This window comes from Ochrobactrum sp. AN78 (assembly GCF_029909885.1).
GTDB lineage: Bacteria > Pseudomonadota > Alphaproteobacteria > Rhizobiales > Rhizobiaceae > Brucella > Brucella quorumnocens.
In genome coordinates this window covers 706,612-730,286 of sequence record NZ_JASAMU010000001.1, presented here as the reverse complement: position 1 = coordinate 730,286, position 23,675 = coordinate 706,612, and the positions used below count along the sequence as shown (strand labels likewise).

The window sequence follows — 23,675 nt, the reverse complement described above, 5'->3', positions numbered from 1 at the left end:
TCAAAACCTCTCCGAGCGATAAACTGCGATCAGAAGAAAGCCTGAATGCCGGTCTGTGCACGTCCGAGGATCAGCGCATGAACGTCATGTGTACCCTCATAGGTATTGACGGTTTCAAGGTTCTGGGCGTGGCGCATGACGTGATACTCGATCTGAATGCCATTGCCGCCATGCATGTCGCGCGCCTGACGCGCAATATCCAGTGCCTTGCCGCAGTTGTTGCGTTTGACGATAGAAATCATCTCAGGCGCCATCTTGCCTTCGTCAAACAGACGGCCAACACGCAACGATGCCTGCAAGCCAAGGGTGATTTCGGTCTGCATGTCAGCAAGCTTCTTTTGATAAAGCTGCGTTCCAGCCAGCGGCTTGTCGAACTGTTTGCGATCAAGCCCATACTGGCGCGCGCGGAACCAACAATCTTCTGCTGCACCCAACACACCCCACGAAATGCCATAGCGAGCGCGGTTAAGACAGCCGAACGGCCCCTTAAGACCTGAAACATTCGGCAGAATTGCATCTTCAGATACTTCCACGCCATCCATGACGATTTCGCCGGTGACAGACGCACGCAGCGAAAGCTTACCGCCAATCTTTGGAGCCGAAAGTCCCTTCATGCCCTTTTCGAGCACAAAGCCGCGGATTGCATTGTCATGCGCTGTCGACTTGGCCCAGACCACAAACACATCGGCAATCGGCGAGTTGGAAATCCACATCTTGGAACCGCTGATGCGATAACCGCCATCAATCTTGTCGGCGCGCGTTTTCATGCCAGCAGGATCGGAACCCGCATCCGGTTCGGTCAGACCGAAACAGCCAATCAACTCGCCAGAAACCAGACCCGGCAGATATTTCTTGCGCTGCCCGTCAGAGCCGTAAGCGTAGATCGGATACATCACGAGCGAAGACTGCACACTCATCATGGAGCGGTAGCCAGAATCGATACGCTCAACTTCGCGCGCCACCAGACCATAAGAAACATAGCCAGCATTGGCTGCGCCATATTCTTCAGGCAGCGTTACGCCAAGAAGACCAGCCTGCCCCATCAAACGAAACAGATCGGGATCGGTCGTTTCATCAAGATAAGCTTTTTCAATGCGCGGCAGGAGAATATCGCTCGCAAAAGCCTGCGCCGAATCGCGGATCATGCGCTCATCTTCGGTCAGCTGCTCATCGAGCAGAAACGGATCTTCCCAGTTAAATACGGCACGCGACATGAATAATCTCCTCAAATTCAGTTGCCCAAATGTGGCCTGAAAAGCGGAGTCATGCAATGAACGTTTACTCATCCATCTATTCCGTTTAGTAATAGATGATGACATCACTATCGAGACGCCTGCTTCCATCAACGAGCGCGCTTGCCGCATTTGACGCGGTGGCGCGACACGAGAGCTTTTCTACCGCCGCAGAAGAGCTTTCGTTGACGCAAGGCGCGGTAAGTCGCCAGATTGCAACACTGGAAGAACAACTCGGTGCCGCCCTGTTTGACCGCACCAGCCGCCATGTTTTGCTGACCGATGCCGGACGCGCCTATCGGAATGCTATCAGTCCAGCCCTTGCTTCCATCCGCGCAGCCTCGCTACAGGTCATGTCGCAAATGCGTGGGACAACACTCAATCTGGCGTTTCTACCAACCTTTGGAACGCGGTGGCTGATCCCGCGAATACCTCGTTTTGTCGCTCACTATCCAGATATCATTCTAAATTTTGCCACGCGTATAGGTCAGTTCGACTTTGAACGAGAGGGACTTGATGCAGCAATTCATATTGGCCAACCGAACTGGCCCAATGCAGACTGCACATTTTTGATGGAGGAAACGGTTGCGCCTGTGTGCAGCCCGGCTTTTCTGAAACAGCACCCGGTTACTGCACCCAGCGACTTATTGCGACTGCCGCTTTTCAACATGGCGTCACGACCCGGCGCATGGAACCACTGGTTCAAAAGCCTCGACATTGCAGCGCCAATAGCGGGCGGAATGCGCTTCGAGCAATTCTCGAATGTTTCTCAGGCTTGTGTAGCTGGGCTTGGTATTGCGCTGATGCCGCTGTTTCTAATCAGCGCCGAAATTGAAAGCGGGCAGCTTGTTGTTGCCTACCAGCACACGGTCAAAAGCCCGAGCAGCTATTACTTTGTAACACCGCAGGCGCGCGCAAACACGCCTGCGGTCAAAGCTTTTCGAGATTGGCTTCTTACCGAAGTCAACCGGGAGTTTGATCCTCACGCCATCGAGTTGCTGACGATCTCATAGGAACGAAGACGCTTCTGATGGTCATAGATCATACCAGTTACCATCAACTCGTCAGCGCCTGTCCGTTCGGCAAATTCACGAATGCCCTTATCGACGGTTTCAGGGCCACCCACCACACGACATGACAGCATTTGGCGAACAAGCGCTTGTGCTGAAGGATCAAGCTGCTCCTGATAACCTGCGACAGGCGCAGGTAATTTACCCGGACGACCGCTGCGCAAGTTCACAAATGCCTGCAACTGCGACGTAAACAGATGATGTGCCTCTTCATCCGTATCGGCCGCAATCACGTTGAGCCCGAGCATCACGTATGGCTTCTGAAGATATTCGGATGGCTCAAAGCGTTCACGATAAAGTTCGACAGCACGTTCCATATCAGCGGGCGCGAAATGCGAAGCGAATCCATACGGCAGCCCAAGCATTGCAGCCAGTTGCGCACCAAACAAGCTGGACCCGAGAATCCAGACTGGAACATTCAACCCAGCGCCAGGTACGGCTTGCACACGCTGCGCCGGGTCGACAGGCTTGAAGTAATTAAGAAGCTCCACGACATCGCGCGGAAAATCATTGGCGCTACTTTCCAGATTGCGGCGAAGCGCGTGCGCGGTCAATTGGTCGGTACCCGGCGCACGACCGAGGCCCAGATCGATACGACCCGGAAACAATGACGCCAGTGTGCCGAATTGTTCGGCAATCACCAATGGCGAATGGTTTGGCAGCATGATGCCGCCCGCACCAACGCGGATGGTGGATGTGCCCGCTGCCACATGGCCGATAACGACCGAGGTAGCCGCACTGGCAATACCGGGCATGTTGTGATGCTCGGCCAGCCAATAGCGCGTAAAGCCCAGTTTTTCGGCCTGCTGGGCCAATTCGAGCGTGTTGCGCAGAGACTGTCCTGCATCGCTGCCTTCAGGGACGGGTGAAAGATCGAGTACGGATAAAGGTATCATGCCTGCTCATATGGTGTGGAACGGTTGGAATGCAACAGAGCGTAATCCGACCGGAGTGAAACGAGGATCGACAAGATTATGTTGGAAAGAAATCAGAGCGCCGATCTGATAAAATCAGATCGAAATACGCTCAAATCCCAACAAAAAGGGCGGCCCACATGTGGCCGCCCTTAATCTGATTATTCAATACAAGTTTCAGTGATGGACAAGTTTCAGTGATGGACAAGTTTCAGTGATGGGCTGCTGCCGCAGGCTCCTTGCCATCTTCCTGCGACGGTACGAACTCGCCTTCCACGTCCTTCTTGGCGATGAACGTATAGAACATCGGAACCACGAACAGCGTGAAGACCGTGCCGATGGTGATACCGGTGAAAATCACCAGACCCATCGAGTAACGCGCCGCTGCACCCGCACCGCTTGCAATGATCAGTGGAACAACACCCAGCGCCATTGCAGCCGTCGTCATCAGAATCGGACGCAGACGAGTTTCTGCGGAGAGAATGATGGCTTCACGACGCGAATGACCATGCAGGCGGCGTTGCTGATTGGCGAACTCCACCATCAGAATGCCGTGCTTGGTTATCAGCCCCACGAGTGTAATGAGACCGACCTGTGTGTAGATGTTCAGCGTTCCAAGGCCAAGGTTTAGCGGAACGATAGCACCGAAGATCGAAAGCGGAACCGACATCATGATGATGAACGGATCGCGGAAGCTTTCGAACTGCGCAGCCAGCACGAGATAGATAACGATAACGGCGAGGCCGAAAGCGATCAGAATCGTGTTTCCCTGCTCTACTTCGAGACGCGACTGTCCAGAATAGTCGAGGAAGAAGCCTTCAGGCATCTTTTGCTGAGCCAGATTGACGAGCGTCTGCAGGCCTTGACCCGTAGTCACGCTTGGCATTGGCAGAGCGGAAATCGTTGCAGAATTGAGCTGGTTGAACTGCTCAATAGCCGCAGGAGAAGCGTTCTGCTTGATCTGAATGACCGATGACAGAGGCACCATCGAACCCGAAACACTGCGGACGTAGAATTCGCCAAGCTTTTCCGGGTTTGAACGATAGATATCCGGCACCTGACTGATGATGTCATAGCTGTTGGAATCGCGGTCGAACTGGGCAATCTTTGCACCACCTGTCAGAAGACCAAGCGTCGAACCGATGTCGCTGACCTGAACACCAAGCGTCGCAGCACGATCGCGGTCAATCGTAATCGTCGTCTGCGGAGCATTGTAGGACATCGAGTTCTGAACGATGATGAACTGACCCGTCGCCTGTGCCTCGTTCTTGATTTCTTCAGCAAGCTCGAACACCTGATCAGAAGGACCAGTCGACTGAAGAGCAATCGAAATCGGTAGACCGCCGCCCGTACCTGGTAGGGATGGTGGCGCGAAGATGAATGCTTCAACACCAGCCACCTTATCGATGCGTGCGGTCAGATCCTGCTGGATTGCCTTTTGCGAACGCGAACGCTCAGACCAATCCTTCAACACCCAGAGCGCAATACCCGAATTCGTACCGCCATCCATACCGACGATCTGGAAGCGTGTATCCAGTTCTGGCAGATCTTTGGTCAGACCATCAATCTGCTCGGCATAGAGGTTGGTATAAGCGGACGTTGCATATTGCGGAGCCTGGAACATCGAGAACAGCGCGCCGGAATCTTCTTCAGGTGCCAGTTCGGTTGATGTGTTGACGAACAGGAAGCCTGTGAGACCAACCAGAGCAATAACGATCATCAATGTAATCGGGCGATAATTAAGCGAGCCCGATACCATGCGATGATACCACTTCTCGAATCTCGAGAAGGTGCCATCGATGAACTTCTGGAACCGCGATGCTTCGCCATGCTTAAGCATGCGCGCACACATCATCGGCGAAATCGTCAATGCCGCAACGCCTGAGATGATAACAGCGCCGGCCAGCGTGAAGGCAAACTCCCGGAACAGAGAACCGGTCAAACCGCCGGTAAACCCGAGAGGTGCGAACACTGCAGCCAGAGTGATGGTCATCGCGATAATTGAGCCGGTGATTTCCTTCATACCCTTGAAGGCCGCATCCATTGGACGCAATCCTTCCTCGATATGTCGGTGAATATTCTCCAACACCACAATCGCGTCATCGACCACCAGACCGATCGCCAGCACCATCGCGAGAAGCGACAAAAGGTTGATCGAGAAGCCGAGGATATAAAGGAAGAAGCAGACGCCGATCAGCGAAATCGGGATCGTTACGATTGGAATAAGCACTGCACGGAACGAACCGAGGAAAACGATGATGACCAGAATAACGATGGCCACGGCTTCCCCAATGGTCGTGAACACTTCCTTGATCGAAGAGCTGATCTGCTCGGTCGCGTCATAGACGAGATCAAGCTTCATGCCTTCAGGAAGCGATGCCTGGATCGACGGCAGTTCCTTGCGAACGGCGTTCGCCATATCAATTGGGTTTGCAGCAGGCGTTGGGTAAACGCCCAAGAACGTACCGGCAGAACCGTTGAACGCAACGATTGTATCTGTGCTTTTCGCAGCCAGTTCTACCTTTGCGACATCACGAAGACGAACGACCTCATCGCCGGAAGTCTTGATCGGCATAGCACCGAAGGCTTCAGGTGTCTGCAAGGTCGATTCCAGTGTGATCGAAGACGAGACATACTGGTTCTTGGTCGTACCCGGTGCCGAGAGGAAGTTCGACGCATTGATGGCGGCCAGAACTTCAGGTGCCGTGATCTCACGCGCTGCCAACTGGATTGGATCAATCCACACACGCATCGAATAGACCTGGCCACCGAGAATTTCAGCCTTTGCCACACCCTGAATGGTGGACATGCGAGGCTGAATAACGCGCTCCAGATACTCTGTGATCTGCTCGCTGGTCATGTTTGGGTTTTGCGCTGCCAGATACATGGTAGCGAAGCTCTGACCAGTTCCTTTGACGATTACCGGATCATCGGATTCAGACGGTAGGTTGCCGCGAACCTGATTAACCTTCGCAATCACTTCGGTGAGTGCGGCATCCGGGTTAGCGCCAAGCTTCATCTGGACCGTCACCGTGCTCGACGAAGGACGGCTGGAAGAAGTGACGTAGTCAATGTCTTCAGTGGTTGCCACCGATTCAGCGATTGGCGACGTGATGAAGCCCTGAATAAGCTCCGCGCTTGCGCCGGCATAAGCCGTAGTAACGGTAATAACGGTTTCGTCGACTTTCGGATATTCACGCACCGTAAGCTGCGCAATCCCCTGAAGCCCCAGAAGAATGATCATGAGAGCGACCACAGTAGCAAGTACAGGTCGCCGGATGAAGATATCGGAAAAGCTCATCTTGCTCGCCTATTACTTGTCAGCCGCAGGCAGCGGATTGACTGTGTTGTCGATCGTTACAGTAGCTCCCGGCGAAAGCCGGTTTTGACCTGCATTGATCACGATATCGCCAGCCTTCAAGCCATCCGTTATTTCTACAACGCCGCCATAACGACGACCGAGCTTGACGAAGACTTGCTGTGCGACGAGCTTTTCAGCCTGTCCTTCAGGAGCCTTTTCACCTTCCTTCGGCTGCGCTGGACGAACAACATAGGCGTAATCACCATAAAGGCTGGTCACGATTGCAGTTTGGGGAAGTGCGAGAACATTTTCTTCTTGTGGAAGTTCGATGCGGACCTGAACAAACTGCCCAGGTGTCAGGCGCGGTTCATCGTTCTGTACTTCTGCACGGACCGAAACCAGACGACTTGACGAGTCAATCTTCGGATCAATACCGACAATCGTCCCGTTGTAATTGAGTTGATCAGCGCTTGGGCCGACCTTCACAGCCTGACCAAGCTTAAGTGAGGTTAGCGACTGTTCGGGAACAGTGAAATCAATCCGCATCTTGTCAGTTTCCTGCAAGGTGCCGATTACGGTACCGGGGGTCAGATACTGCCCAAGATCGACTTTCGAAATACCAATTACGCCATCAAAGGGAGCAGTAACGGTTTTCTGGTCGAGTACAGCCTGCATTTTCGCAACAGCAGCCTGCTTGGCGCTCGCGGCTGCAGCTGTTGTATCGACGTCGGAAACAGCACCAACACCACGCGTGCGCAGAGTTTCAGCACGCTTCAGGTTTTGATCAGCAAGAACGGCTTCAGCCTTGGCTGCCACCAGATCGGCAGTCTCGATGCTGTTTTCCAGTTCAAGCAGAACGTCGCCCTGCTTCACTTCCTGGTTGGCCTTGAAGTTGATTTTATCAACGATACCGTTGACCTGGACAGTCAGGTCTACACCATTGATTGCATTGGCCGAACCAATGGCTTCGATACCGGGTGTCAATACACCGGGCTGCAAGGTAACGGTAGAAACCGTCTTGGCTGGCTGCTGCATATTAGCGAAAAAATCTTTGATCGCTTGTGTTCTGAACAGGTTAAACCCAACAAGCCCCCCCACGACGATCACGAGGAAAATTATTGCCAGAATAAGGCGTTTGATCATTGCGGATGCACTCCAGGGCGTCGTTGGCGTGCTTCCTTTATGTTCCTCACAATTTGGTCGCACGTATTTTACTTGAATATCAGATGAAAATAACTGTACCGTCTGGACGGTATTGTCAACTATCGAACTGTCAGGAGACGCTCAGAATTGCACACAAAGAATAAGGTCTCTTCGCGAGAGCGCATTTTGCGCGCAGCAGTGGAACTCGCCCAAGAGGTCGGACCAGCCCATATATCTCTCGACGCGGTAGCCGCCCGCGCAGGCCTCTCAAAAGGAGGATTGCTTTATTCGTTTCCGACAAAAGCAAAGCTGCTTGAAGGTGTGGTCGAGGAGTATATGAAGGAGCATGAACGTGCGATGGATGTTCAGGAGAACCTCCAAAGCGGCGATAAAAACCGCATTGCACGCGCCTTTTTCGACGTTTATCGCATTCAGGCCGATGACGAGCCGCCAGCCAGCGGAATTCTGGCTGCACTTGTCGAGAATCCGGATTTCATGATTCCGGTCCGACATTATCATCGATCCGTTCTGGATCGAATGTTGAAAGATGCGACAGACCCCAACCTCGTTTTGATTACCTATCTAGCTCTTTCGGGTCTGGAATGTGGCCGTTTGCTTGATTGTGATATCATCAGTGATGAAGAGCGGCATTCAGTAATCTGTCGGCTTGAGCAGATACTGGAAGCTGGCTAAAACTGTATTTTGTTGAATTCAGATATAAAGAACGCGCCCTAAAGGCGCGTTTTCTTTCGATTATAATACATGCTCAAAGGGGGGATATGTCGCCCCTCTCCCATCCAGCAGTCGTTTCTGCCGCGAAATCTTCAAAACGCCCTTCAGCAATCGCCGCGCGAATGCCCTGCATGAGATACTGGTAATAGGCCAGATTATTCCATGTCAGCAGCATTCCGCCCAATGCTTCGCCGGCCTTCACCAGATGATGCAGATAGGCGCGGCTGTAATCACGCGTCGCCGGGCAATTTGATTCTGGATCAAGCGGACGATGATCGTCGGCATGACGTGCATTGCGCAGGTTCACTTTGCCAAAGCGTGTAAATGCTAGACCATGACGACCTGCACGTGTCGGCATCACGCAATCGAACATGTCGATGCCGCGTGCAACCGATTTTAGAATGTCATCCGGCGTGCCAACGCCCATCAGATAGCGTGGCTTTTCGGCGGGCAGAATCGGACAAACCACTTCGAGCATATCGAGCATGACGCTCTGCGGTTCACCAACTGCCAGACCACCAACGGAATATCCCTTGAGGTCCATGGCCTTCAGCGCTTCGGCAGAGCGTTCACGCAGGCGCGCATTGTCACCGCCCTGCACGATGCCGAACATCGCCTTGCCAGCCTGTGTACCAAAAGCCACCTTGCAGCGTTCTGCCCAACGCAGCGACAATTCCATCGCGCGCTCCGTATTATTTTCAGGCGATGGGAGTGCCACGCACTCATCAAGCTGCATCTGAATGTCGCTATCGAGAAGCCCCTGAATTTCGATGGAGCGCTCCGGCGTCATTTCATAAGGCTTACCGTCGATATGCGAGCGGAAAGTCACACCGTTTTCATTGAGCTTACGCAGCTGCGCGAGCGACATGACCTGAAAGCCGCCGGAATCGGTCAAAATCGGGCCTTTCCAGCCGCCAAATTCGTGCAGGCCACCAAGACGCGCCACCCGTTCAGCACCGGGACGCAGCATCAGGTGATAAGTATTGCCGAGGATGATATCAGCCCCCAGCTCCTTGACCTGATCCATATACATGGCCTTGACGGTTCCGGCCGTACCAACCGGCATGAAGGCAGGCGTGCGCACCACGCCGCGCAGCATGGAGATTTCGCCCTGACGGGCTGCGCCATCACGCGCAAGCACTTTGAATTCAAAATTTTCGCTGGTCATGCCGTGTCTCTAATGAATTATGCCGGAAAAGGAAACCGTTTCACGCTTTTCGGGATGTGCCCTAAAGTCGCTCAAGAAGACTGGAATCTCCATAGGAATAGAAACGGTAGCCTGTCTCGATTGCGCGCTTATAAGCCTCATGCATCACCTCGAAACCGCTAAAGGCCGAAACAAGCATGAAGAGCGTCGAGCGCGGCAAATGGAAATTAGTCATCAGCAGATCGACCGCCCGGAACTTATAGCCCGGTGTGATGAAAATATCGGTCGGGCCCGCCCATGGGCGAATGATGCCATCTTCACCGGCAGCGCTCTCAATCAGGCGCAGCGATGTTGTGCCGACACAGATTACCCGGCCACCTCGGGCATGAACGGCATTCAGCGCATCGGAAGTTTCCTGCGAAACGTAACCAATCTCGGAATGCATCTTATGGTCCGTGGTGTCGTCGGCTTTGACCGGCAGAAACGTGCCCGCCCCCACATGCAGCGTTACGAAATGTTCTTCGATGCCACGATCGCGGATTTTCTTGAGCAGATCGGGTGTGAAATGCAGCCCGGCAGTCGGTGCTGCAACAGCCCCTTCCTCACGCGCATAAACAGTCTGATAATCGCTGCGGTCGCGCTCATCTTCAGCGCGCTTGGATGCGATATAAGGCGGCAAAGGAATGTGGCCGACCGAAGCAATGGCTTCATCCAGCATCGCGCCAGAAAGATCGAACACCAGCAGAGCTTCACCCGCGTCACCCTTCTCGGCAACGGTTGCGTCGAGTGTTCCAAGGAAGCAGCTTGAACCGGAATGGCCGAAACGGATGCGGTCGCCTTCCTTCACGCGCTTGGCAGGACGCAGGAATGCTTTCCAGCGATCAGGGCCGGTACGCATGTGAAGTGTCGCACTGACCTGCGAAATATTGCCGTCGCGCTCGCGCATACCTTCAAGCTGCGCAGGAATGACTTTTGTATCGTTGAAAACGAGCGCATCGCCCGGCTGCAACAGATCAGGCAGCTCGAATACCTGTCGATCTTCGAATGGCTGGCCGGGACGCACACGCAAAAGCTTGGCGTGGTCGCGCGGTTCGGCGGGACGCAGAGCAATGCTCTCTTCCGGCAAATCGAAATCGAAAAGATCAACGCGCATCATAAACCTCATCAGAGCATTTCTGTCGGAATGTCACGACCGGAAATGCATCAAAGCAAGAGCGGCCCCGGCAAAACCGGAGCCGCTGTATTTCTATAGAAACGACAGGATTAGATGTCTGCTGCGATGCGTGCAGTTACGATCGTGTCTGGATCCGTAACCGGTTCGCCGCGCTTGATCGTGTCAACATTGTCCATACCTTCAATGACCTGACCCCAAACAGTGTACTGACGGTCAAGCCAAGGCGCATCGGTGAAGCAGATGAAGAACTGCGAGTTGGCCGAGTTCGGGTTCTGCGAACGTGCCATCGAAGCCGTGCCACGCTTGTGCTGCGTGTTCGAGAATTCTGCCTTAAGATCAGGCTTTTCAGAGCCGCCCATCCCAGCGCGCGAACCGTTGAAATGTGCGCCACCCGTCTTGCCGAACTTCACGTCGCCAGTCTGCGCCATGAAACCATCAATCACGCGGTGGAATACAACGCCGTCGTAAGCGCCTTCGCGCGCAAGTTCCTTGATGCGTTCTACATGGCCAGGAGCCAGGTCTGGATAGAGTTCGAGAACGACATTGCCCTTGGTGGTTTCAAGAACGAGGGTGTTTTCTGGGTCTTTGTAAGCCATCGGGCCTCTCCTATTAAACGCATCCCAAAATGTTGAATGATTCTTGAGACAAGGGATGCGTATTGAATTTAAAACTTATTTCTTGTCGATCGTGGCCTTGATGATCTTGTCAGGGGTTTCAACCGAGCCATTGTCGGATTCACTTCCCTTTTTGATCTTATCAACTACGTCCATACCACTGACAACCTTGCCAACAACAGTGTACTGGCCGTTCAGGAATGCGCCATCATTGAACATGATAAAGAACTGTGAGTTTGCCGAATTCGGGTCCTGGCTACGAGCCATACCAACCGTACCGCGCACGAAAGGTTCCTTGGAAAACTCAGCCGGAATGTTTGGCAGTTCCGAACCACCTGTGCCAACGCGCGAAGCATTGAAACCCTTTTCCATGTTGCCGAACTTCACGTCGCCTGTCTGAGCCATGAAGCCTGGAATCACGCGATGAAAAGCCACGCCGTTATAAGCGCCTTCCTTCACCAGCTTTTCAATCTGCGCGACGTGCTTGGGTGCAACGCTTGGGTTCAGCTCAATAGCGACATTGCCGTCTTTGAGCTGCAAATTGAGGGTGTCAGCAGCAAAGGCTGCACCTTGAGAAAATGCAACGATGCTAGCTGCGACAAGCGCCGAACGAATAAATGGCATGATCGGAAAACTCCCTGCGATCAGGATTTGAATTTGGCTTCGAGCGCAGCGGCAACGGCTGCGGGAGCGAAAGGACGAATATCACCGCCCATAGAGGCAATCTGACGAACCAATGTGGCAGTAATCGTGCGCACGGCAGGATCGGCAGGTAGAAAAACAGTCTGAAGTTCCGGCGCCATGGTGCCGTTCATGCCGGCCATCTGCATCTCATAATCGAGATCTGTGCCATCACGTAATCCACGAACCATCAGCTGCGCACCATGTTTGCGCGCGGCATCAATCACCAGATTATCGAATGAAATCACAGAAAGCCGATTGGCATCCTTACCCAGAATAACCTCGGCGCTCGCACCGATAAGCTCGACGCGTTCCTCAAAACTGAACAATGGTTTTTTGCCCGGATGCACGCCAATGGCGACAATAACCTTGTCCGCAAGGCGCAGCGCGCCTTTCAGTACATCCATATGGCCATTGGTCACCGGGTCGAAGGAGCCAGCATAAATCGCTATCGTCATTTCTTCCAGCTAGCCTTTTCTCGTCAGATTTTCAACAACAACCACAATTGGAAAGAAATCAGAAACCAAGAAAACAGATGAATGCGATATGAACAACGATTTCACGACAAGTTCACAACCGATTTACCAAGATAGGCGCAAATTTGGTGCAACCTTTTCGCTTCTCAAGCGTATCTATAACGAAAGGATACCGCGATGATGATATTTCTTCTGGCATTATCCATGATGGTAGCGATGGCTGCATCGGCGATTGTATTGCTTCTGGAAGAGACCGAAGCGAAGCGCCAACGCGTACGTCCGACGGCATTTAGCCTCAGCACCATGCGTAAATTGAGTTCGCGTTAGTCTGTAACAATGAGTTTCTGAAGATCGCCAATATCCTCCAGTCTTGGCATCTGAAAAAGGCCGATGGAAATCCCATCGGCCTTTTTGCTTTGCTTCAAGGATTGCCCGATACTTCTCAGTACCGGGCTCCTCATTTTATTCCTCGCTTGGTGCTACTGGCGTTTCACCTTCAGGGCCAGAATCACCAGCTTCAACAACACCGTTTTCTTCGTCGCTCTCTGTTTCCGAAATGCGCTCGACCGAAACAACTTTTTCGCCATCAGCCGTGTTGAAGATCGTGACACCCTTAGTTGAACGTCCGGCAATACGAATGCCGCCGACCGGGACACGGATCAGCTGACCGCCGTCAGAGACCAGAAGAATCTGGTCGCTTGCTTCAACAGGGAACAGTGCAACGAGCTTGCCGATTTCTTCGGCTTTCGAAGTATCTGTTGCACGGATGCCCTTGCCGCCACGACCCGAAACACGGAACTCATAAGACGAAGAACGCTTGCCGTAACCATACTCACTAACAGTGAGAACGGTCTGTTCACGCGCCTTCAACTCCTGATAAAGTTCCTCGTTGAGTTCTGCTTCAACCGCGACTTCTTCTCCAACAACAACGATATCATCCGCATCGTCTGCACCCTGTGCACGGCGCTCGGCTATCGAGCGCTTGAGATATGCAGCACGCTGCGAAGCATCGGCATCGACGTGATGCAGGATCGCCATGGAGATGACCTTATCGCCATCCGCCAGATTGATACCGCGAACACCGATCGAATTGCGGCCTGCAAAGACGCGAACGTCAGTCACAGGGAAGCGAATGCACTGGCCACCGGCACAAGTCAGAAGAACGTCATCAAATTCGGTACATGTATCGACCGAAAGGATTTCATCGCCCTCTTCTTCCAGCTTCATCGCGATCTTACCGTTGCGGTTGACCTGAACGAAGTCGGAAAGCTTGTTACGGCGCACGGTTCCGCGCGTCGTCGAGAACATGACGTCGAGGTTTGCCCAGGATTCTTCATCCTCCGGCAATGGCATGATTGTTGTAATACGCTCACCCTGCTGCAATGGCAGCATATTGATGAGTGCCTTACCGCGCGATTGCGGATTACCGACCGGCAGACGCCAGACTTTTTCCTTGTAGACGATACCGCGCGAGGAGAAGAACAGCACCGGCGTATGCGTATTGGCAACGAACAGACGGGTTACAAAATCCTCGTCCTTCGTTGCCATGCCGGAGCGGCCTTTGCCGCCACGACGCTGCGCACGATAAGTCGCCAGTGGCACACGCTTGATATAACCCGCATGGCTAACCGTCACGACCATATCTTCACGGGCGATGAGGTCTTCATCGTCCATTTCCGCGCCACCGAGACCGAACTCGGTGCGGCGTGGCGTGGCGAACTCGTCGCGAACGGCAATCATCTCTTCTTTGACGATTGTCATGACGCGAATGCGTGAGCCAAGAATATCCAGATAGTCGCGGATTTCTTCGCCGATTTTGTTCAGCTCGTCCGCAACTTCGTCGCGACCAAGTGCTGTCAGGCGCTGCAGACGCAGATCAAGGATAGCACGAGCCTGCTCTTCAGAAAGGTTATAGGTGTTGTCTTCATTGATCCGGTGACGCGGATCGTCAATCAGACGGATCAGTGGTGCAACGTCAGCGGCAGGCCAGCGACGTTCCATCAACTGCTCACGCGCGGTTGCCGGGTCCGGCGCACGACGAATGAGAGCGATGATTTCGTCAATATTGGCGACAGCGATAGCCAGACCAACCAAGACATGTGCACGATCACGCGCCTTGTTGAGCAGGAATTTCGTGCGACGCGTAACCACTTCCTCGCGGAAGGCAACGAATGCACGCAGCATATCGAGAAGGTTGAGCTGTTCCGGCTTCCCACCGTTCAGCGCCACCATGTTGCAGCCAAACGAGGTCTGCAATGGCGTGTAGCGATAAAGCTGGTTCAGCACCACATCAGCAACCGCATCGCGCTTCAGTTCGACCACAACGCGATAGCCTTCGCGGTCAGATTCGTCGCGCAGGTCGGAAATGCCTTCAATACGCTTGTCGCGCACCAGTTCGGCCATTTTCTCGATCATCGAAGCCTTGTTCACCTGATAGGGAACTTCGGTGATGATGATAGCTTCGCGGTCGCCACGCATTGGTTCAATCGCTACGCGACCGCGCATGATGACCGAGCCACGACCCGTGGTGTAGGCAGAATTGATGCCAGCGCGTCCGAGAATAATACCACCGGTCGGGAAATCCGGACCAGGGATGATCTCCATCATTTCTTCCAGCTCAATGGCTGGATTTTCAATGAGCGCTACGCAGCCGTCGATGACTTCGCCAAGATTATGCGGCGGGATGTTGGTCGCCATACCGACCGCAATACCGCCAGAACCATTGACAAGCAGGTTCGGAAAGCGTGCAGGCAGAACCATCGGTTCCCGCTCGCGGCCATCATAGTTATCCTGAAAATCAACCGTATCCTTGTCGATATCCGACAGAAGGGATTCAGTGACTTTTTCCAGACGGCATTCGGTGTAACGCATTGCCGCTGGCGGATCGCCATCGATGGAACCGAAATTGCCCTGTCCATCCACAAGTGGATCACGCAAGGAGAAGTCCTGCGCCATACGCACGAGGGCGTCATAAATCGATGCGTCACCATGCGGATGGTACTTACCCATCACTTCACCGATCACACCTGCCGATTTACGGTAGGGGCGATTGTAAGCGAGGTTCATCTCGTTCATGGCATGGAGGATACGGCGATGCACAGGCTTGAGGCCGTCGCGCACGTCAGGCAGAGCGCGGCTCACGATAACGCTCATTGCGTAATCGAGATAGGAGCGCTGCATCTCCTCAATAATGGAAATCGGTTCGATACCTGTAGGGCCGCTCGGGCCGTCATTCATATCTTCGGAACCGGGTGGAGGCGTTTGATCTGACACTATTCAGATATCTTTCTCAACAGAATCGATAAAGTCACTTTATAAAGTAAAACGGTACAAAACGCCAATTTCGCGACCATTTCAACCGGCTTATTTCCATTATAAAATCAATAACTTAAAAGATATTCACATAAAGATCGCGCAATGATGTTGCCGCAAAGCGCGCTTTCCGTCGACCGAGCGTCCTTCATCAGGTACAATCTGGTTTACAATTCAGGTAAAGAATATCAACAAAAGGGGCGAGTTTAGCATGGGGTTCTACGATACGGTTTTCAGCGCCTTCGTCACCCTTCTCGTCACAATCGATCCACCCGGCCTTGCGCCGCTATTTTTAGCACTCACACCGGGCATGGACCGCAGCCATCGCGGGCAGGTCGCGCTGCGCGCATCCATCATCGGTTTCATTGTCATGGCGCTGTTTGCCATAGCTGGCGTACAGATATTGGGAATGTTCGGCATCAGCATCGGTGCTTTCCGCGTCGCAGGTGGCTTGTTGCTTTTCTGGATCGCTTTCGAAATGATTTTTGAGAAACGAACCGAGCGCAAGGAAAAGAGCGCCGAGGTAGCCATCACCAAGGATCATATCCGCAATATCGCCGCCTTCCCGCTCGCCATTCCATTGATCGCCGGCCCGGGTGCGATTTCAGCAATCGTACTGACATCGGATTCCTTTGACGGCATCGGCCCACGGGCCGCTCTGCTCGGGGTGATAGCTGTTTGTTTGTTGATTACGTATTTTGTGCTGTTGCTCGCAGAACGCGTCGACCGGTTTCTTGGCGAAACCGGTCGTTCTATCCTAACCCGTCTGCTGGGTGTCATCCTCGCAGCGCTTGCAGTTCAATTCGTCGCAGACGGCGTGAAGTCTTTAATCAACGGTTAGCGCATCGGCGCAAAAATCGGAATCAATTTTTGTAAAGCACGATGCGTAGAATCAAAGAGTTAGAGCATGCTTTGCACGTCCGAAAGGACGCACGGTGCTCTAAACAGATTTCATTGCTTTCTTGCCAATCATCGCGTGGCGAAGCTTGGACGAGAACCAGTCGATAACGGCGACCGCCACGAGGATCATCAGGATCAGGAATGAAACGTCCTGAAGATTGAGAACCTTGATCTGTTCTGCAAGGTGGGCACCAATACCACCTGCCCCGACAATACCGATGATCGTCGCGGAACGAGTGTTGGATTCAAAGAAATAAAGCACCTGACTGCCCATGAGCGGCAAAACCTGCGGCAATATACCGAAGCGATAGCCGTGCAGTCTGTTGCCCCCGGAAGATACAACGCCTTCCACTGGCTTCTTGTCCGCGCCTTCAATGGCTTCGGAAAACAGCTTCCCGAATGCACCGAAATCCGAGCAGGCAATTGCAAGAATGCCAGCGAACGGTCCAAGGCCTACCACAGATACCCATATCAATGCCCAGATCAGTGTATCGACGCCGCGAATGGTATCGAGAAAGCGACGAATGCCGAAGTGGAGAAAGATATTCGGAATAATGTTCTTCGCAGCCAGAAAACCGAATGGGAACGCAAGAAGCGCGGCCAGCAATGTGCCAAGATACGCGATCGCCAGTGTTTCCATCATGGACCACAGATAAAGGCTGAAACGACCACCGGATGACGGCGGCATCATCATCAGCGCAAAATCTCCAAGACGCCCCAGCCCATTGAGAATGCGCAGCAGCGAGAAATCGAGCCAATAGAAGGCAAACCAGACCGAAGCGATCACAGATACGGTTAAAATCGCCAGATTGCGCCATGCGCGCGCATTCCCGAACAATTCGCCATGTTCGGCCCTGAGTTCTTTTTCATGCGCGTGCGCTTCGCGGGAGAGACTTTGTGCTACATCAGTCATGGTAATCTCCCATTTAGCCTATACGGCCAAGAAGCGCGTGGCGAACCCGCTGCGTAATGAGATCGATGACGACGATGGTCACGATAATCAGAAGCAGGATGGCGCTAACGTCGCTGTAGTAAAACTGGCGGATCGATGTGAGCAGTTCCTGCCCGATGCCACCGGCCCCGACAAAGCCCATGACAGAAGCGCCGCGAACATTGATCTCGAAACGCAGCAATCCGTAGGATGCAAAATTCGCTGCCACCTGTGGCAGCACAGCAAAACGAATAACCTGCAGTCCTGACCCACCGGCAGCCCGGATACCCTCAACAGGCCGCATGTCTATATTCTCAACAACTTCCGAAAACAGCTTGCCTAATGCGCCGGTGGTGTGAAGCATAAGCGCGAGTACACCAGCCATCGGTCCAAGACCAAAGGCGATGACAAACAAAAGCGCAAATACGATTTCAGGAACGGTGCGCAGCAACTCAAGCCCACGACGAACTATAAAGCGAACAGTGGAATTTGGCGCCATATTGGATGAGGCTGCAAAGGATGCCGCAAAGGCAATCACAGCGCCAATCAATGTTGCCAGATAAGCAATCAGCAGTGTCTCAAACAACATTTTGAGCCACCCACCGATATTCCAGTACCAGGCAGCAAGATCGCCCCAGAAATTGGCAATCGTCAGTTCTGGCAGAATGCGGCCAAGATAGCTTGTAAAGCGAAAGAGGTTCTCGACCAGTGTGCCCGGCCGAACATCGGCAACAACGGAGGCAGCTATGGCGATAACGACAAGCGCAAGGAGGAGCGCGATACCGTAGAGACGCCGTTTGCCGACTTCTCTGCGATAATCGGCAAGCAAGCCTTTAGCTCCGTTGCCGTCGAGTGAGGATACCGTCATGCGAGATTCCTTTAATCAAGCATGATCTTATCCGAAAACCGGTTCCCACCTTTCGGGATCATGCTCTAAAAAATGCCCGGAACGGGGTACGTTCCGGGCATTTCAATTGTTCTACGGATTAGGACTTGCGAGCCTTGTCGTTGAACTTGAGCATCTCGATGATTGGCTCATATTCCTTGGCTTCGGTCGCTACAAATTCCTGATCCTTGCCATCGGAAAGGGCGTCAAAGCCAGCCTTGTCCTTCTTTGGCATATCGAGGAAAGCCTGCTTGATGTCGGTCTTGAGCTGGTCTGGCAGAGTGCTGAGGACAGCAAATGGGCCTTCTGGAAGGAAGTCCGACTTGAAGATGACGCGGAAATCATCCTTCGTCATTGCTTTGCCGTTTGCATCCTTGAGAACGCCGCGGCTGATCATGCGGGTAAGGTTGGAATCGTCTTCCGAATTCCAGGAGTTTGCAGCAGCGTCTGCGGTGCCCTGTGCGAGAGCAAGAACTGCATTTTCATGGCTGCCGGCAAAGAAGTTCTTACCAAAGAACGTATCGACGCTATAGCCGTCACGGTTCAAGAAGAAGCGTGGCGCGTTGTTGCCCGATGTCGAGTTTGGATCAACCAGAGCAATCGCTTTGCCCTTGAGGTCGTCCATCTTCTGGTACGGGCTGTCGGCCCGAACATAAACAACCGAGTAATAGCCGTTTACGCCAGTGTCGTGACGCTGGTTGACGAGCGGAGTGGTTTCAACGCCGGTCATGACTGCACGAGCATATGAAGCCGGGCCATAAAAAGCGATCTGGATATTGCCAGCGCGCTGGCCTTCGATAACAGCTGCATAGTCGTTAGCAACGCGCAGCGTAACCTTCGTGCCGAGTTCCTTACCGAGGTAAGCTGCCAGAGGCGCATAACGGTCGGAAGTGGTCGAAGCGTTTTCAGCTGGGATAACGCCCAGAACGATTTCTGGATAATCCTTGCTCCAGTCAGCTGCCTGAGCAGTGGAAGCCATCATTGGCAAGGTCAGCGTAGCGGTAAGCGCAGCAGCCGCCAGAAAGTTTCTACGGTTAAGCATAAGTCTCTCCTGTTAATCCCTGATTTTGGAGCGTAAATTTTCCGGAGCTATGTTGGCTCAGGCGGAAAGTTGGCGCAGAACGGCTTCTGCCGGCTGCGGAACTGGCATCGACATTGGCTCGGTCGCATCATCCTGATCGATGACGTCATCGGCTTCCATGCCGTAAAGGTCGCGTGATGCCATATCGGTCAGCATTGACGGCGTTCCTCGGAACACGATCTTGCCAGCAGACATGCCGACGAGGCGGTCGCAATAATTGCGCGCAATATCGAGTGAGTGCAGATTGCAGAGAACCGTAATTCCATATTCGCGATTGATACGACGCAATGCATCCATGACGCTGCGCGTATTACGCGGGTCGAGCGAAGCGATTGGTTCATCTGCTAGGATAATACGTGGTTGCTGAACAAGAGCGCGGGCAATCGCCACACGCTGTTGCTGGCCACCGGAAAGCTCATCGGCGCGATGCGCTGCCAGATGGGCGATATCAAACTGCTGCAAAGCGGAAAGGGCAATCAGACGCTCTTCATCGCTCCAGATACGCAAGAGCGACTTAGGGGTGGAAACATAGTTCAAACGGCCCATAAGCACGTTGGTCAGAACATCAAGTCGATCAACCAGATTGAAATGCTGGAAGATCATCGCACATTGCGCACGCCAGGCGCGCAGCCCAGAACCTTTAAGCCCTGTAACGTCGCGGCCGTCCCAGTGAATTGTTCCCTCTGAAGGCTCAACGAGGCGATTGATCATACGCAGCAGCGTCGACTTGCCCGCGCCCGAACGCCCGATAATTCCAACAAACGAGCCCGGCTCGATCTCGAGGTCAACACCCGAAACCGCCACCTTATCATTATAACGGCGCGTTACGTTTTTTAGTTGAAGCATGAATTCGTCTCCATTCATGCTCACTATTGATCCGTTCAATGACACTGCAATGAACGGACCATGACGTTTGTGTAAACTTACATTCCGCTTTAAGTTTTTAATTTAGGCAATTGTTTTAATGCTAATTTTATCCAGATGGCGCAGGAAGGCATCTGTGGAAGCAGCGACTTCACCCGAATTGTCTATTATGACAACATCGTCAGCACCGTCATCAAAGCTCACTTCGCGCGCAAGTCGCAGAGCGATTTCTTCTCTACTTTCACGACCGCGCGATGCGAGCCGTTCGGCGAGCACCTCCGGGCGTGCCGAAATGATGACAACTGAACGCTCGGAATAAAGCCTGCGGATATCACCGAGCACCCGACGCGAGACATTGGCAATCACAACAGTTCCGTCTGCGATTTTCTCATCGAGCGATTTGGGCAATCCGTAGCTCAGCCCATGCGCCTGCCAGTGCAGGGCAAAAGAACCCTCGCCTGCAGCCTTCGCAAAAGCCGCTTCGTCAAGGCTATCGTGATCTTCCGTGCCCGGCATTTGCGGGCGCGTAATAATGCGACGGACAAAATGAAAACGCATGTCGCTCGCGAGAGCCACACGCGCCGCATCCATAATCGTGTCTTTGCCGGCCCCACTGGGACCGACAACGGCGACGAAACATCCAATTGGCTTATTGTCTGCTGGCATCACAACACACGCTCACCTTCGCGCCAGACTGTACGTACAACTGGAATAGCACCCTTGGTGCGAGTGCGAACCAGATCCGCACGCTTACCGATAGCGATTTCGCCGCGATCATCCATTGCCATGGCATCAGCCGGATTCTTGGTCACGAGACGAATTGCATCGGGCAAAGCAATCGGGCGTTCACCGGAAGCAAGGCCGAATGCCGACTGGATAAGGCTGAACGGAATATAGTCCGAAGACAGAATATCGAGGCTGCCATTATCAACGAGATCGCGAGCAGCAATATTACCAGAATGAGAGCCGCCGCGAACGATGTTTGGCGCGCCCATCAGGATCGACAATCCTGCACCTTTGGAAGCATGAGCTGCTTCCATCGTGGTTGGAAATTCAGCGATCCGCACACCATGATCAAGCGATTCATCGACGTGATTGCTCGTCGCATCGTCATGGCTCGCCAAAACGATCCCGCGATGCGCCGATAAATCAGCAATCGCGCGGCGATGTTTTGCAGAATAGGCATCTGAATCTGCCATGCGCTTCTCACAATGCACCCGGAACTCCTCATCCGTGAGCTTCATCTTGCGCATGTAATAGGTGCGATAGGTCTCAAGATCAACGAATTGCCGTTGTCCAGGCGCATGATCCATAAGCGAAGCGAGCTTGACCCGGTCGTCATTTTCAAAAAGTGCAAAGCTTTCGAGGCAATCCGCCGATGAAACTTCACAACGTAGATGCAGGAAGTGATCAGCGCGCAGCCTGTTCTCGCGCACGCCGCTTTCAATAGCATCTGCAAGCATACGCATATCCTTGCCAGCAAAATCGCGGTCATAGTCTGAGCCGACACGCATGGCATCGAACACAGTTGTAATACCGGAAGCTGCGACCTGCGCGTCATGCGCCTGAACTGCAGCGTCGACATTCCAGCGGACTTTAGGGCGTGGTGCGTAATGGCTTTCGAGCTGGTCGGTGTGCAACTCGATCAGACCGGGAATGACATAATCGCCATCCATGTCATCACCACCATTGGTGTTGCCCTGATCAATCGCTGCAATTTTGCCATCGCGGATCAGAATCGATCCAGAGACAATTTCGTCAGCAAGCACGATGCGAGCATTTTTAAGAACGATTTCGTTAGCCATTGGATAGCTCTTTCATAACCGCATTTGTATTGGCGGCCGTTTCGTATTTCGAGAGGAAAGCTTCGATGTCGAGCGTGCGGAAATCATCGAGTCCATCACGCAGACGCTCGTGATCCCAATCCCACCAAGCCAGTCGATCCAAACGATTGCCGGTAGCGGTATCGAACCGTTCGCGGATAAGACGTGCAGGGACGCCGCCGACGATCGTATAAGGAGCCACGTTCCTGCTGACGACTGCTCCGGCTCCAATAACCGCGCCATTGCCAACCGTCACTCCCGGCAGAATGGTCGAACCGTGGCCAAGCCATGTGTCGTGACCAATCTTCACAGAATTGCCGCGTCGCCACTCGAAAAACTCGGTTTCATCCTTTTCACCCGGCCAGTAATCACCTGCACGATAGGTGAAATGATGCAGTGTCGGACGCCATGTCGGATGATTGGTCGCATTGATGCGCACATGGCTGGCAATATTGGAAAACTTGCCAATCTCTGCACACCAGATTTCGCAGTCGATACCGAGATAGGAATAGTCATCAAGCACAGTTTCCGAAACCCGGCTACGCGCGCCGACTTCCGTGTAACGGCCAAACTTGCTGCCGTTAACTTCGGCAGTATCGTGAATCAAAGGTTCTACCGAGAGCTTAGTCATGCCGCGGCCCTCGGAGAGAAAGCGGTAACATCGATAATCCGATCGGCAACCTGTTCACGCACATCTTCGTCATGGAAGATGCCAAGCATTGCGACGCCCTGAGCTTTCTTGGCCTTAATAAGATCAACAACGACTGCGCGGTTCTTGGCATCAAGTGAAGCCGTTGGCTCATCAAGCAGCAACACCGGATGATCCGTGATGAAACCGCGCGCAATATTCACGCGCTGCTGCTCACCACCGGAGAAGGTTGCAGGCGGCAATGCCCAGAGCCGTTCCGGCAGGTTGAGCTGCGCGAGCAATTCGCTTGCACGATTGCGAGCAGCATCGCGATCAACACCACGCGCCACCAATGGCTCCGCAACGACGTCGATTGCCGCCACGCGAGGCAACGTGCGCAAGAACTGGCTGACATATCCAATCGTATCACGCCGAACGGCCAGCACTTCGCGCGGATCGGCAGCCGCCAGATCCACCATGCGATCTTCGTGACGAATAAGGATCGAGCCAGCATTCACTGCGTAATTGCCATAGACCATCTTGAGGATGGAGCTTTTACCCGCACCGGATGGTCCGCCAAGCACAGCGCATTCGCCCGCTTCCAGATTGAAGTCCACGTTACTTACGACTGGCAACTGAATGCCACCCTGCAAATGCATCGTGAACGTCTTCGCCAGACCCGACACGGCCAGCGGAGAGATTGTTCTAACTTGTGTCATTTCTCACCTCACGCATGAAGTTTCGCTAATTTACGAACAACACGCTG

22 protein-coding genes are annotated in these 23,675 nt (G+C 53.3%); 4 read left to right on the top strand and 18 right to left on the bottom strand.

Features of this window, described 5'->3' with window-relative positions; genetic code table 11:
* Positions 1-29 precede the first annotated feature (29 nt).
* Positions 30-1,214 (bottom strand): acyl-CoA dehydrogenase, encoded by a 1,185-nt coding sequence (locus QBD00_RS03505; protein WP_318578644.1) that lies wholly within the window; start codon positions 1,212-1,214, stop codon positions 30-32.
* Positions 1,215-1,312: 98 nt separating this feature from the next.
* Between QBD00_RS03505 and QBD00_RS03500 the strand changes: the two genes are divergently transcribed.
* Complete coding sequence (locus QBD00_RS03500) at positions 1,313-2,245, top strand: LysR family transcriptional regulator (RefSeq protein WP_095446690.1); 933 nt, start codon at positions 1,313-1,315, stop codon at positions 2,243-2,245.
* Here QBD00_RS03500 and QBD00_RS03495 read toward each other — a convergent pair.
* The 3 genes from QBD00_RS03495 to QBD00_RS03485 all read right to left on the bottom strand — a co-directional run bounded on the left by QBD00_RS03495 (position 2,215) and on the right by QBD00_RS03485 (position 7,660).
* Positions 2,215-3,198, bottom strand: a complete 984-nt coding sequence (locus tag QBD00_RS03495) for an LLM class flavin-dependent oxidoreductase (protein ID WP_151093725.1) — start codon at positions 3,196-3,198, stop codon at positions 2,215-2,217. The two genes, QBD00_RS03500 and QBD00_RS03495, sit on opposite strands and share 31 nt — an antisense overlap.
* Positions 3,199-3,427: 229 nt before the next feature.
* Positions 3,428-6,517 carry an efflux RND transporter permease subunit gene (locus tag QBD00_RS03490; protein WP_095446692.1) on the bottom strand — a complete coding sequence of 1,030 codons (3,090 nt, stop codon included), beginning with the start codon at positions 6,515-6,517 and terminating at the stop codon, positions 3,428-3,430.
* 12 nt (positions 6,518-6,529) lie between these two features.
* On the bottom strand, positions 6,530-7,660 hold the full coding sequence (locus QBD00_RS03485; protein ID WP_318578643.1) for an efflux RND transporter periplasmic adaptor subunit: 1,131 nt from the start codon (positions 7,658-7,660) through the stop codon (positions 6,530-6,532).
* A 147-nt stretch (positions 7,661-7,807) separates the two neighbouring features.
* Between QBD00_RS03485 and QBD00_RS03480 the strand changes: the two genes are divergently transcribed.
* Positions 7,808-8,353 (top strand): TetR/AcrR family transcriptional regulator, encoded by a 546-nt coding sequence (locus QBD00_RS03480; RefSeq protein ID WP_095446694.1) that lies wholly within the window; start codon positions 7,808-7,810, stop codon positions 8,351-8,353.
* A 73-nt stretch (positions 8,354-8,426) separates the two neighbouring features.
* Here the strand turns inward: QBD00_RS03480 and tgt are convergent, their stop codons facing one another.
* The 5 genes from tgt to coaD all read right to left on the bottom strand — a co-directional run bounded on the left by tgt (position 8,427) and on the right by coaD (position 12,466).
* Positions 8,427-9,560: a tRNA guanosine(34) transglycosylase Tgt gene (tgt, locus tag QBD00_RS03475; protein ID WP_318578642.1), complete on the bottom strand. Its 1,134-nt coding sequence runs from the start codon at positions 9,558-9,560 to the stop codon at positions 8,427-8,429.
* Positions 9,561-9,621: 61 nt separating this feature from the next.
* The gene (gene queA / locus QBD00_RS03470; protein WP_318578641.1) at positions 9,622-10,692 is read right to left on the bottom strand and encodes a tRNA preQ1(34) S-adenosylmethionine ribosyltransferase-isomerase QueA; all 1,071 of its coding nucleotides are present in this window, start codon (positions 10,690-10,692) and stop codon (positions 9,622-9,624) included.
* 110 nt (positions 10,693-10,802) lie between these two features.
* Positions 10,803-11,309 (bottom strand): peptidylprolyl isomerase, encoded by a 507-nt coding sequence (locus tag QBD00_RS03465; protein ID WP_095446697.1) that lies wholly within the window; start codon positions 11,307-11,309, stop codon positions 10,803-10,805.
* Positions 11,310-11,384: 75 nt separating this feature from the next.
* Positions 11,385-11,951, bottom strand: a complete 567-nt coding sequence (locus tag QBD00_RS03460) for a peptidylprolyl isomerase (RefSeq protein WP_095446698.1) — start codon at positions 11,949-11,951, stop codon at positions 11,385-11,387.
* Positions 11,952-11,971: 20 nt separating this feature from the next.
* Complete coding sequence (gene coaD, locus QBD00_RS03455) at positions 11,972-12,466, bottom strand: pantetheine-phosphate adenylyltransferase (RefSeq protein ID WP_095446699.1); 495 nt, start codon at positions 12,464-12,466, stop codon at positions 11,972-11,974.
* 195 nt (positions 12,467-12,661) lie between these two features.
* Between coaD and QBD00_RS03450 the strand changes: the two genes are divergently transcribed.
* Complete coding sequence (locus tag QBD00_RS03450; protein ID WP_166673844.1) at positions 12,662-12,811, top strand: hypothetical protein; 150 nt, start codon at positions 12,662-12,664, stop codon at positions 12,809-12,811.
* A 135-nt stretch (positions 12,812-12,946) separates the two neighbouring features.
* On the opposite strand, the gene gyrA is transcribed toward QBD00_RS03450, so the two are convergent.
* The gene (gyrA, locus tag QBD00_RS03445) at positions 12,947-15,721 is read right to left on the bottom strand and encodes a DNA gyrase subunit A (RefSeq protein ID WP_095447907.1); all 2,775 of its coding nucleotides are present in this window, start codon (positions 15,719-15,721) and stop codon (positions 12,947-12,949) included.
* A gap of 286 nt (positions 15,722-16,007) precedes the next feature.
* Here gyrA and QBD00_RS03440 point away from each other — a divergent pair, with 286 nt between their 5' ends.
* Entirely contained in the window at positions 16,008-16,637 is a 630-nt protein-coding gene (locus QBD00_RS03440) for a MarC family protein (RefSeq protein WP_095446700.1), read from the top strand.
* 99 nt (positions 16,638-16,736) lie between these two features.
* Here the strand turns inward: QBD00_RS03440 and phnE (QBD00_RS03435) are convergent, their stop codons facing one another.
* From phnE (QBD00_RS03435) to phnL, 8 genes are all read right to left on the bottom strand, one after another.
* Entirely contained in the window at positions 16,737-17,609 is an 873-nt protein-coding gene (gene phnE / locus QBD00_RS03435) for a phosphonate ABC transporter, permease protein PhnE (RefSeq protein WP_318578640.1), read from the bottom strand.
* 13 nt (positions 17,610-17,622) lie between these two features.
* Positions 17,623-18,495: a phosphonate ABC transporter, permease protein PhnE gene (gene phnE / locus QBD00_RS03430; protein ID WP_151093710.1), complete on the bottom strand. Its 873-nt coding sequence runs from the start codon at positions 18,493-18,495 to the stop codon at positions 17,623-17,625.
* A 118-nt stretch (positions 18,496-18,613) separates the two neighbouring features.
* The gene (gene phnD, locus QBD00_RS03425; protein WP_191793030.1) at positions 18,614-19,555 is read right to left on the bottom strand and encodes a phosphonate ABC transporter substrate-binding protein; all 942 of its coding nucleotides are present in this window, start codon (positions 19,553-19,555) and stop codon (positions 18,614-18,616) included.
* A 57-nt stretch (positions 19,556-19,612) separates the two neighbouring features.
* Complete coding sequence (gene phnC / locus QBD00_RS03420; RefSeq protein ID WP_095446704.1) at positions 19,613-20,440, bottom strand: phosphonate ABC transporter ATP-binding protein; 828 nt, start codon at positions 20,438-20,440, stop codon at positions 19,613-19,615.
* Positions 20,441-20,542: 102 nt separating this feature from the next.
* Positions 20,543-21,124 carry a phosphonate metabolism protein/1,5-bisphosphokinase (PRPP-forming) PhnN gene (gene phnN / locus QBD00_RS03415; protein WP_318578639.1) on the bottom strand — a complete coding sequence of 194 codons (582 nt, stop codon included), beginning with the start codon at positions 21,122-21,124 and terminating at the stop codon, positions 20,543-20,545.
* Positions 21,124-22,263, bottom strand: a complete 1,140-nt coding sequence (locus QBD00_RS03410; protein ID WP_095446706.1) for an alpha-D-ribose 1-methylphosphonate 5-triphosphate diphosphatase — start codon at positions 22,261-22,263, stop codon at positions 21,124-21,126. The genes phnN and QBD00_RS03410 overlap by 1 nt, the downstream gene beginning before the upstream one ends.
* Complete coding sequence (locus QBD00_RS03405) at positions 22,256-22,912, bottom strand: DapH/DapD/GlmU-related protein (RefSeq protein WP_318578638.1); 657 nt, start codon at positions 22,910-22,912, stop codon at positions 22,256-22,258. Before QBD00_RS03405 ends, QBD00_RS03410 begins: the two co-directional genes overlap by 8 nt.
* Positions 22,909-23,628, bottom strand: a complete 720-nt coding sequence (gene phnL / locus QBD00_RS03400; protein WP_318578637.1) for a phosphonate C-P lyase system protein PhnL — start codon at positions 23,626-23,628, stop codon at positions 22,909-22,911. The genes QBD00_RS03405 and phnL overlap by 4 nt, the downstream gene beginning before the upstream one ends.
* Between the last annotated feature and the right edge of the window lie 47 nt (positions 23,629-23,675).

What these genes read in the sequence shown, in the direction of transcription:
- QBD00_RS03440 (WP_095446700.1), top strand. Translation starts at nt 16,008, where the DNA reads ATGGGGTTCTACGATACGGTTTTCAGCGCCTTCGTCACCCTTCTCGTC.
- coaD (WP_095446699.1), bottom strand. Translation starts at nt 12,466, where the DNA reads ATGACGATAGCGATTTATGCTGGCTCCTTCGACCCGGTGACCAATGGC.
- QBD00_RS03505 (WP_318578644.1), bottom strand. Translation starts at nt 1,214, where the DNA reads ATGTCGCGTGCCGTATTTAACTGGGAAGATCCGTTTCTGCTCGATGAG.
- phnL (WP_318578637.1), bottom strand. Translation starts at nt 23,628, where the DNA reads ATGACACAAGTTAGAACAATCTCTCCGCTGGCCGTGTCGGGTCTGGCG.
- QBD00_RS03495 (WP_151093725.1), bottom strand. Translation starts at nt 3,198, where the DNA reads ATGATACCTTTATCCGTACTCGATCTTTCACCCGTCCCTGAAGGCAGC.
- QBD00_RS03485 (WP_318578643.1), bottom strand. Translation starts at nt 7,660, where the DNA reads ATGATCAAACGCCTTATTCTGGCAATAATTTTCCTCGTGATCGTCGTG.
- phnE (WP_151093710.1), bottom strand. Translation starts at nt 18,495, where the DNA reads ATGACGGTATCCTCACTCGACGGCAACGGAGCTAAAGGCTTGCTTGCC.
- QBD00_RS03450 (WP_166673844.1), top strand. Translation starts at nt 12,662, where the DNA reads ATGATGATATTTCTTCTGGCATTATCCATGATGGTAGCGATGGCTGCA.
- phnE (WP_318578640.1), bottom strand. Translation starts at nt 17,609, where the DNA reads ATGACTGATGTAGCACAAAGTCTCTCCCGCGAAGCGCACGCGCATGAA.
- QBD00_RS03465 (WP_095446697.1), bottom strand. Translation starts at nt 11,309, where the DNA reads ATGGCTTACAAAGACCCAGAAAACACCCTCGTTCTTGAAACCACCAAG.
- QBD00_RS03460 (WP_095446698.1), bottom strand. Translation starts at nt 11,951, where the DNA reads ATGCCATTTATTCGTTCGGCGCTTGTCGCAGCTAGCATCGTTGCATTT.
- QBD00_RS03410 (WP_095446706.1), bottom strand. Translation starts at nt 22,263, where the DNA reads ATGGCTAACGAAATCGTTCTTAAAAATGCTCGCATCGTGCTTGCTGAC.
- queA (WP_318578641.1), bottom strand. Translation starts at nt 10,692, where the DNA reads ATGCGCGTTGATCTTTTCGATTTCGATTTGCCGGAAGAGAGCATTGCT.
- gyrA (WP_095447907.1), bottom strand. Translation starts at nt 15,721, where the DNA reads ATGAATGACGGCCCGAGCGGCCCTACAGGTATCGAACCGATTTCCATT.
- phnD (WP_191793030.1), bottom strand. Translation starts at nt 19,555, where the DNA reads ATGCTTAACCGTAGAAACTTTCTGGCGGCTGCTGCGCTTACCGCTACG.
- phnC (WP_095446704.1), bottom strand. Translation starts at nt 20,440, where the DNA reads ATGCTTCAACTAAAAAACGTAACGCGCCGTTATAATGATAAGGTGGCG.
- QBD00_RS03405 (WP_318578638.1), bottom strand. Translation starts at nt 22,912, where the DNA reads ATGACTAAGCTCTCGGTAGAACCTTTGATTCACGATACTGCCGAAGTT.
- tgt (WP_318578642.1), bottom strand. Translation starts at nt 9,560, where the DNA reads ATGACCAGCGAAAATTTTGAATTCAAAGTGCTTGCGCGTGATGGCGCA.
- phnN (WP_318578639.1), bottom strand. Translation starts at nt 21,124, where the DNA reads ATGCCAGCAGACAATAAGCCAATTGGATGTTTCGTCGCCGTTGTCGGT.
- QBD00_RS03500 (WP_095446690.1), top strand. Translation starts at nt 1,313, where the DNA reads ATGACATCACTATCGAGACGCCTGCTTCCATCAACGAGCGCGCTTGCC.
- QBD00_RS03490 (WP_095446692.1), bottom strand. Translation starts at nt 6,517, where the DNA reads ATGAGCTTTTCCGATATCTTCATCCGGCGACCTGTACTTGCTACTGTG.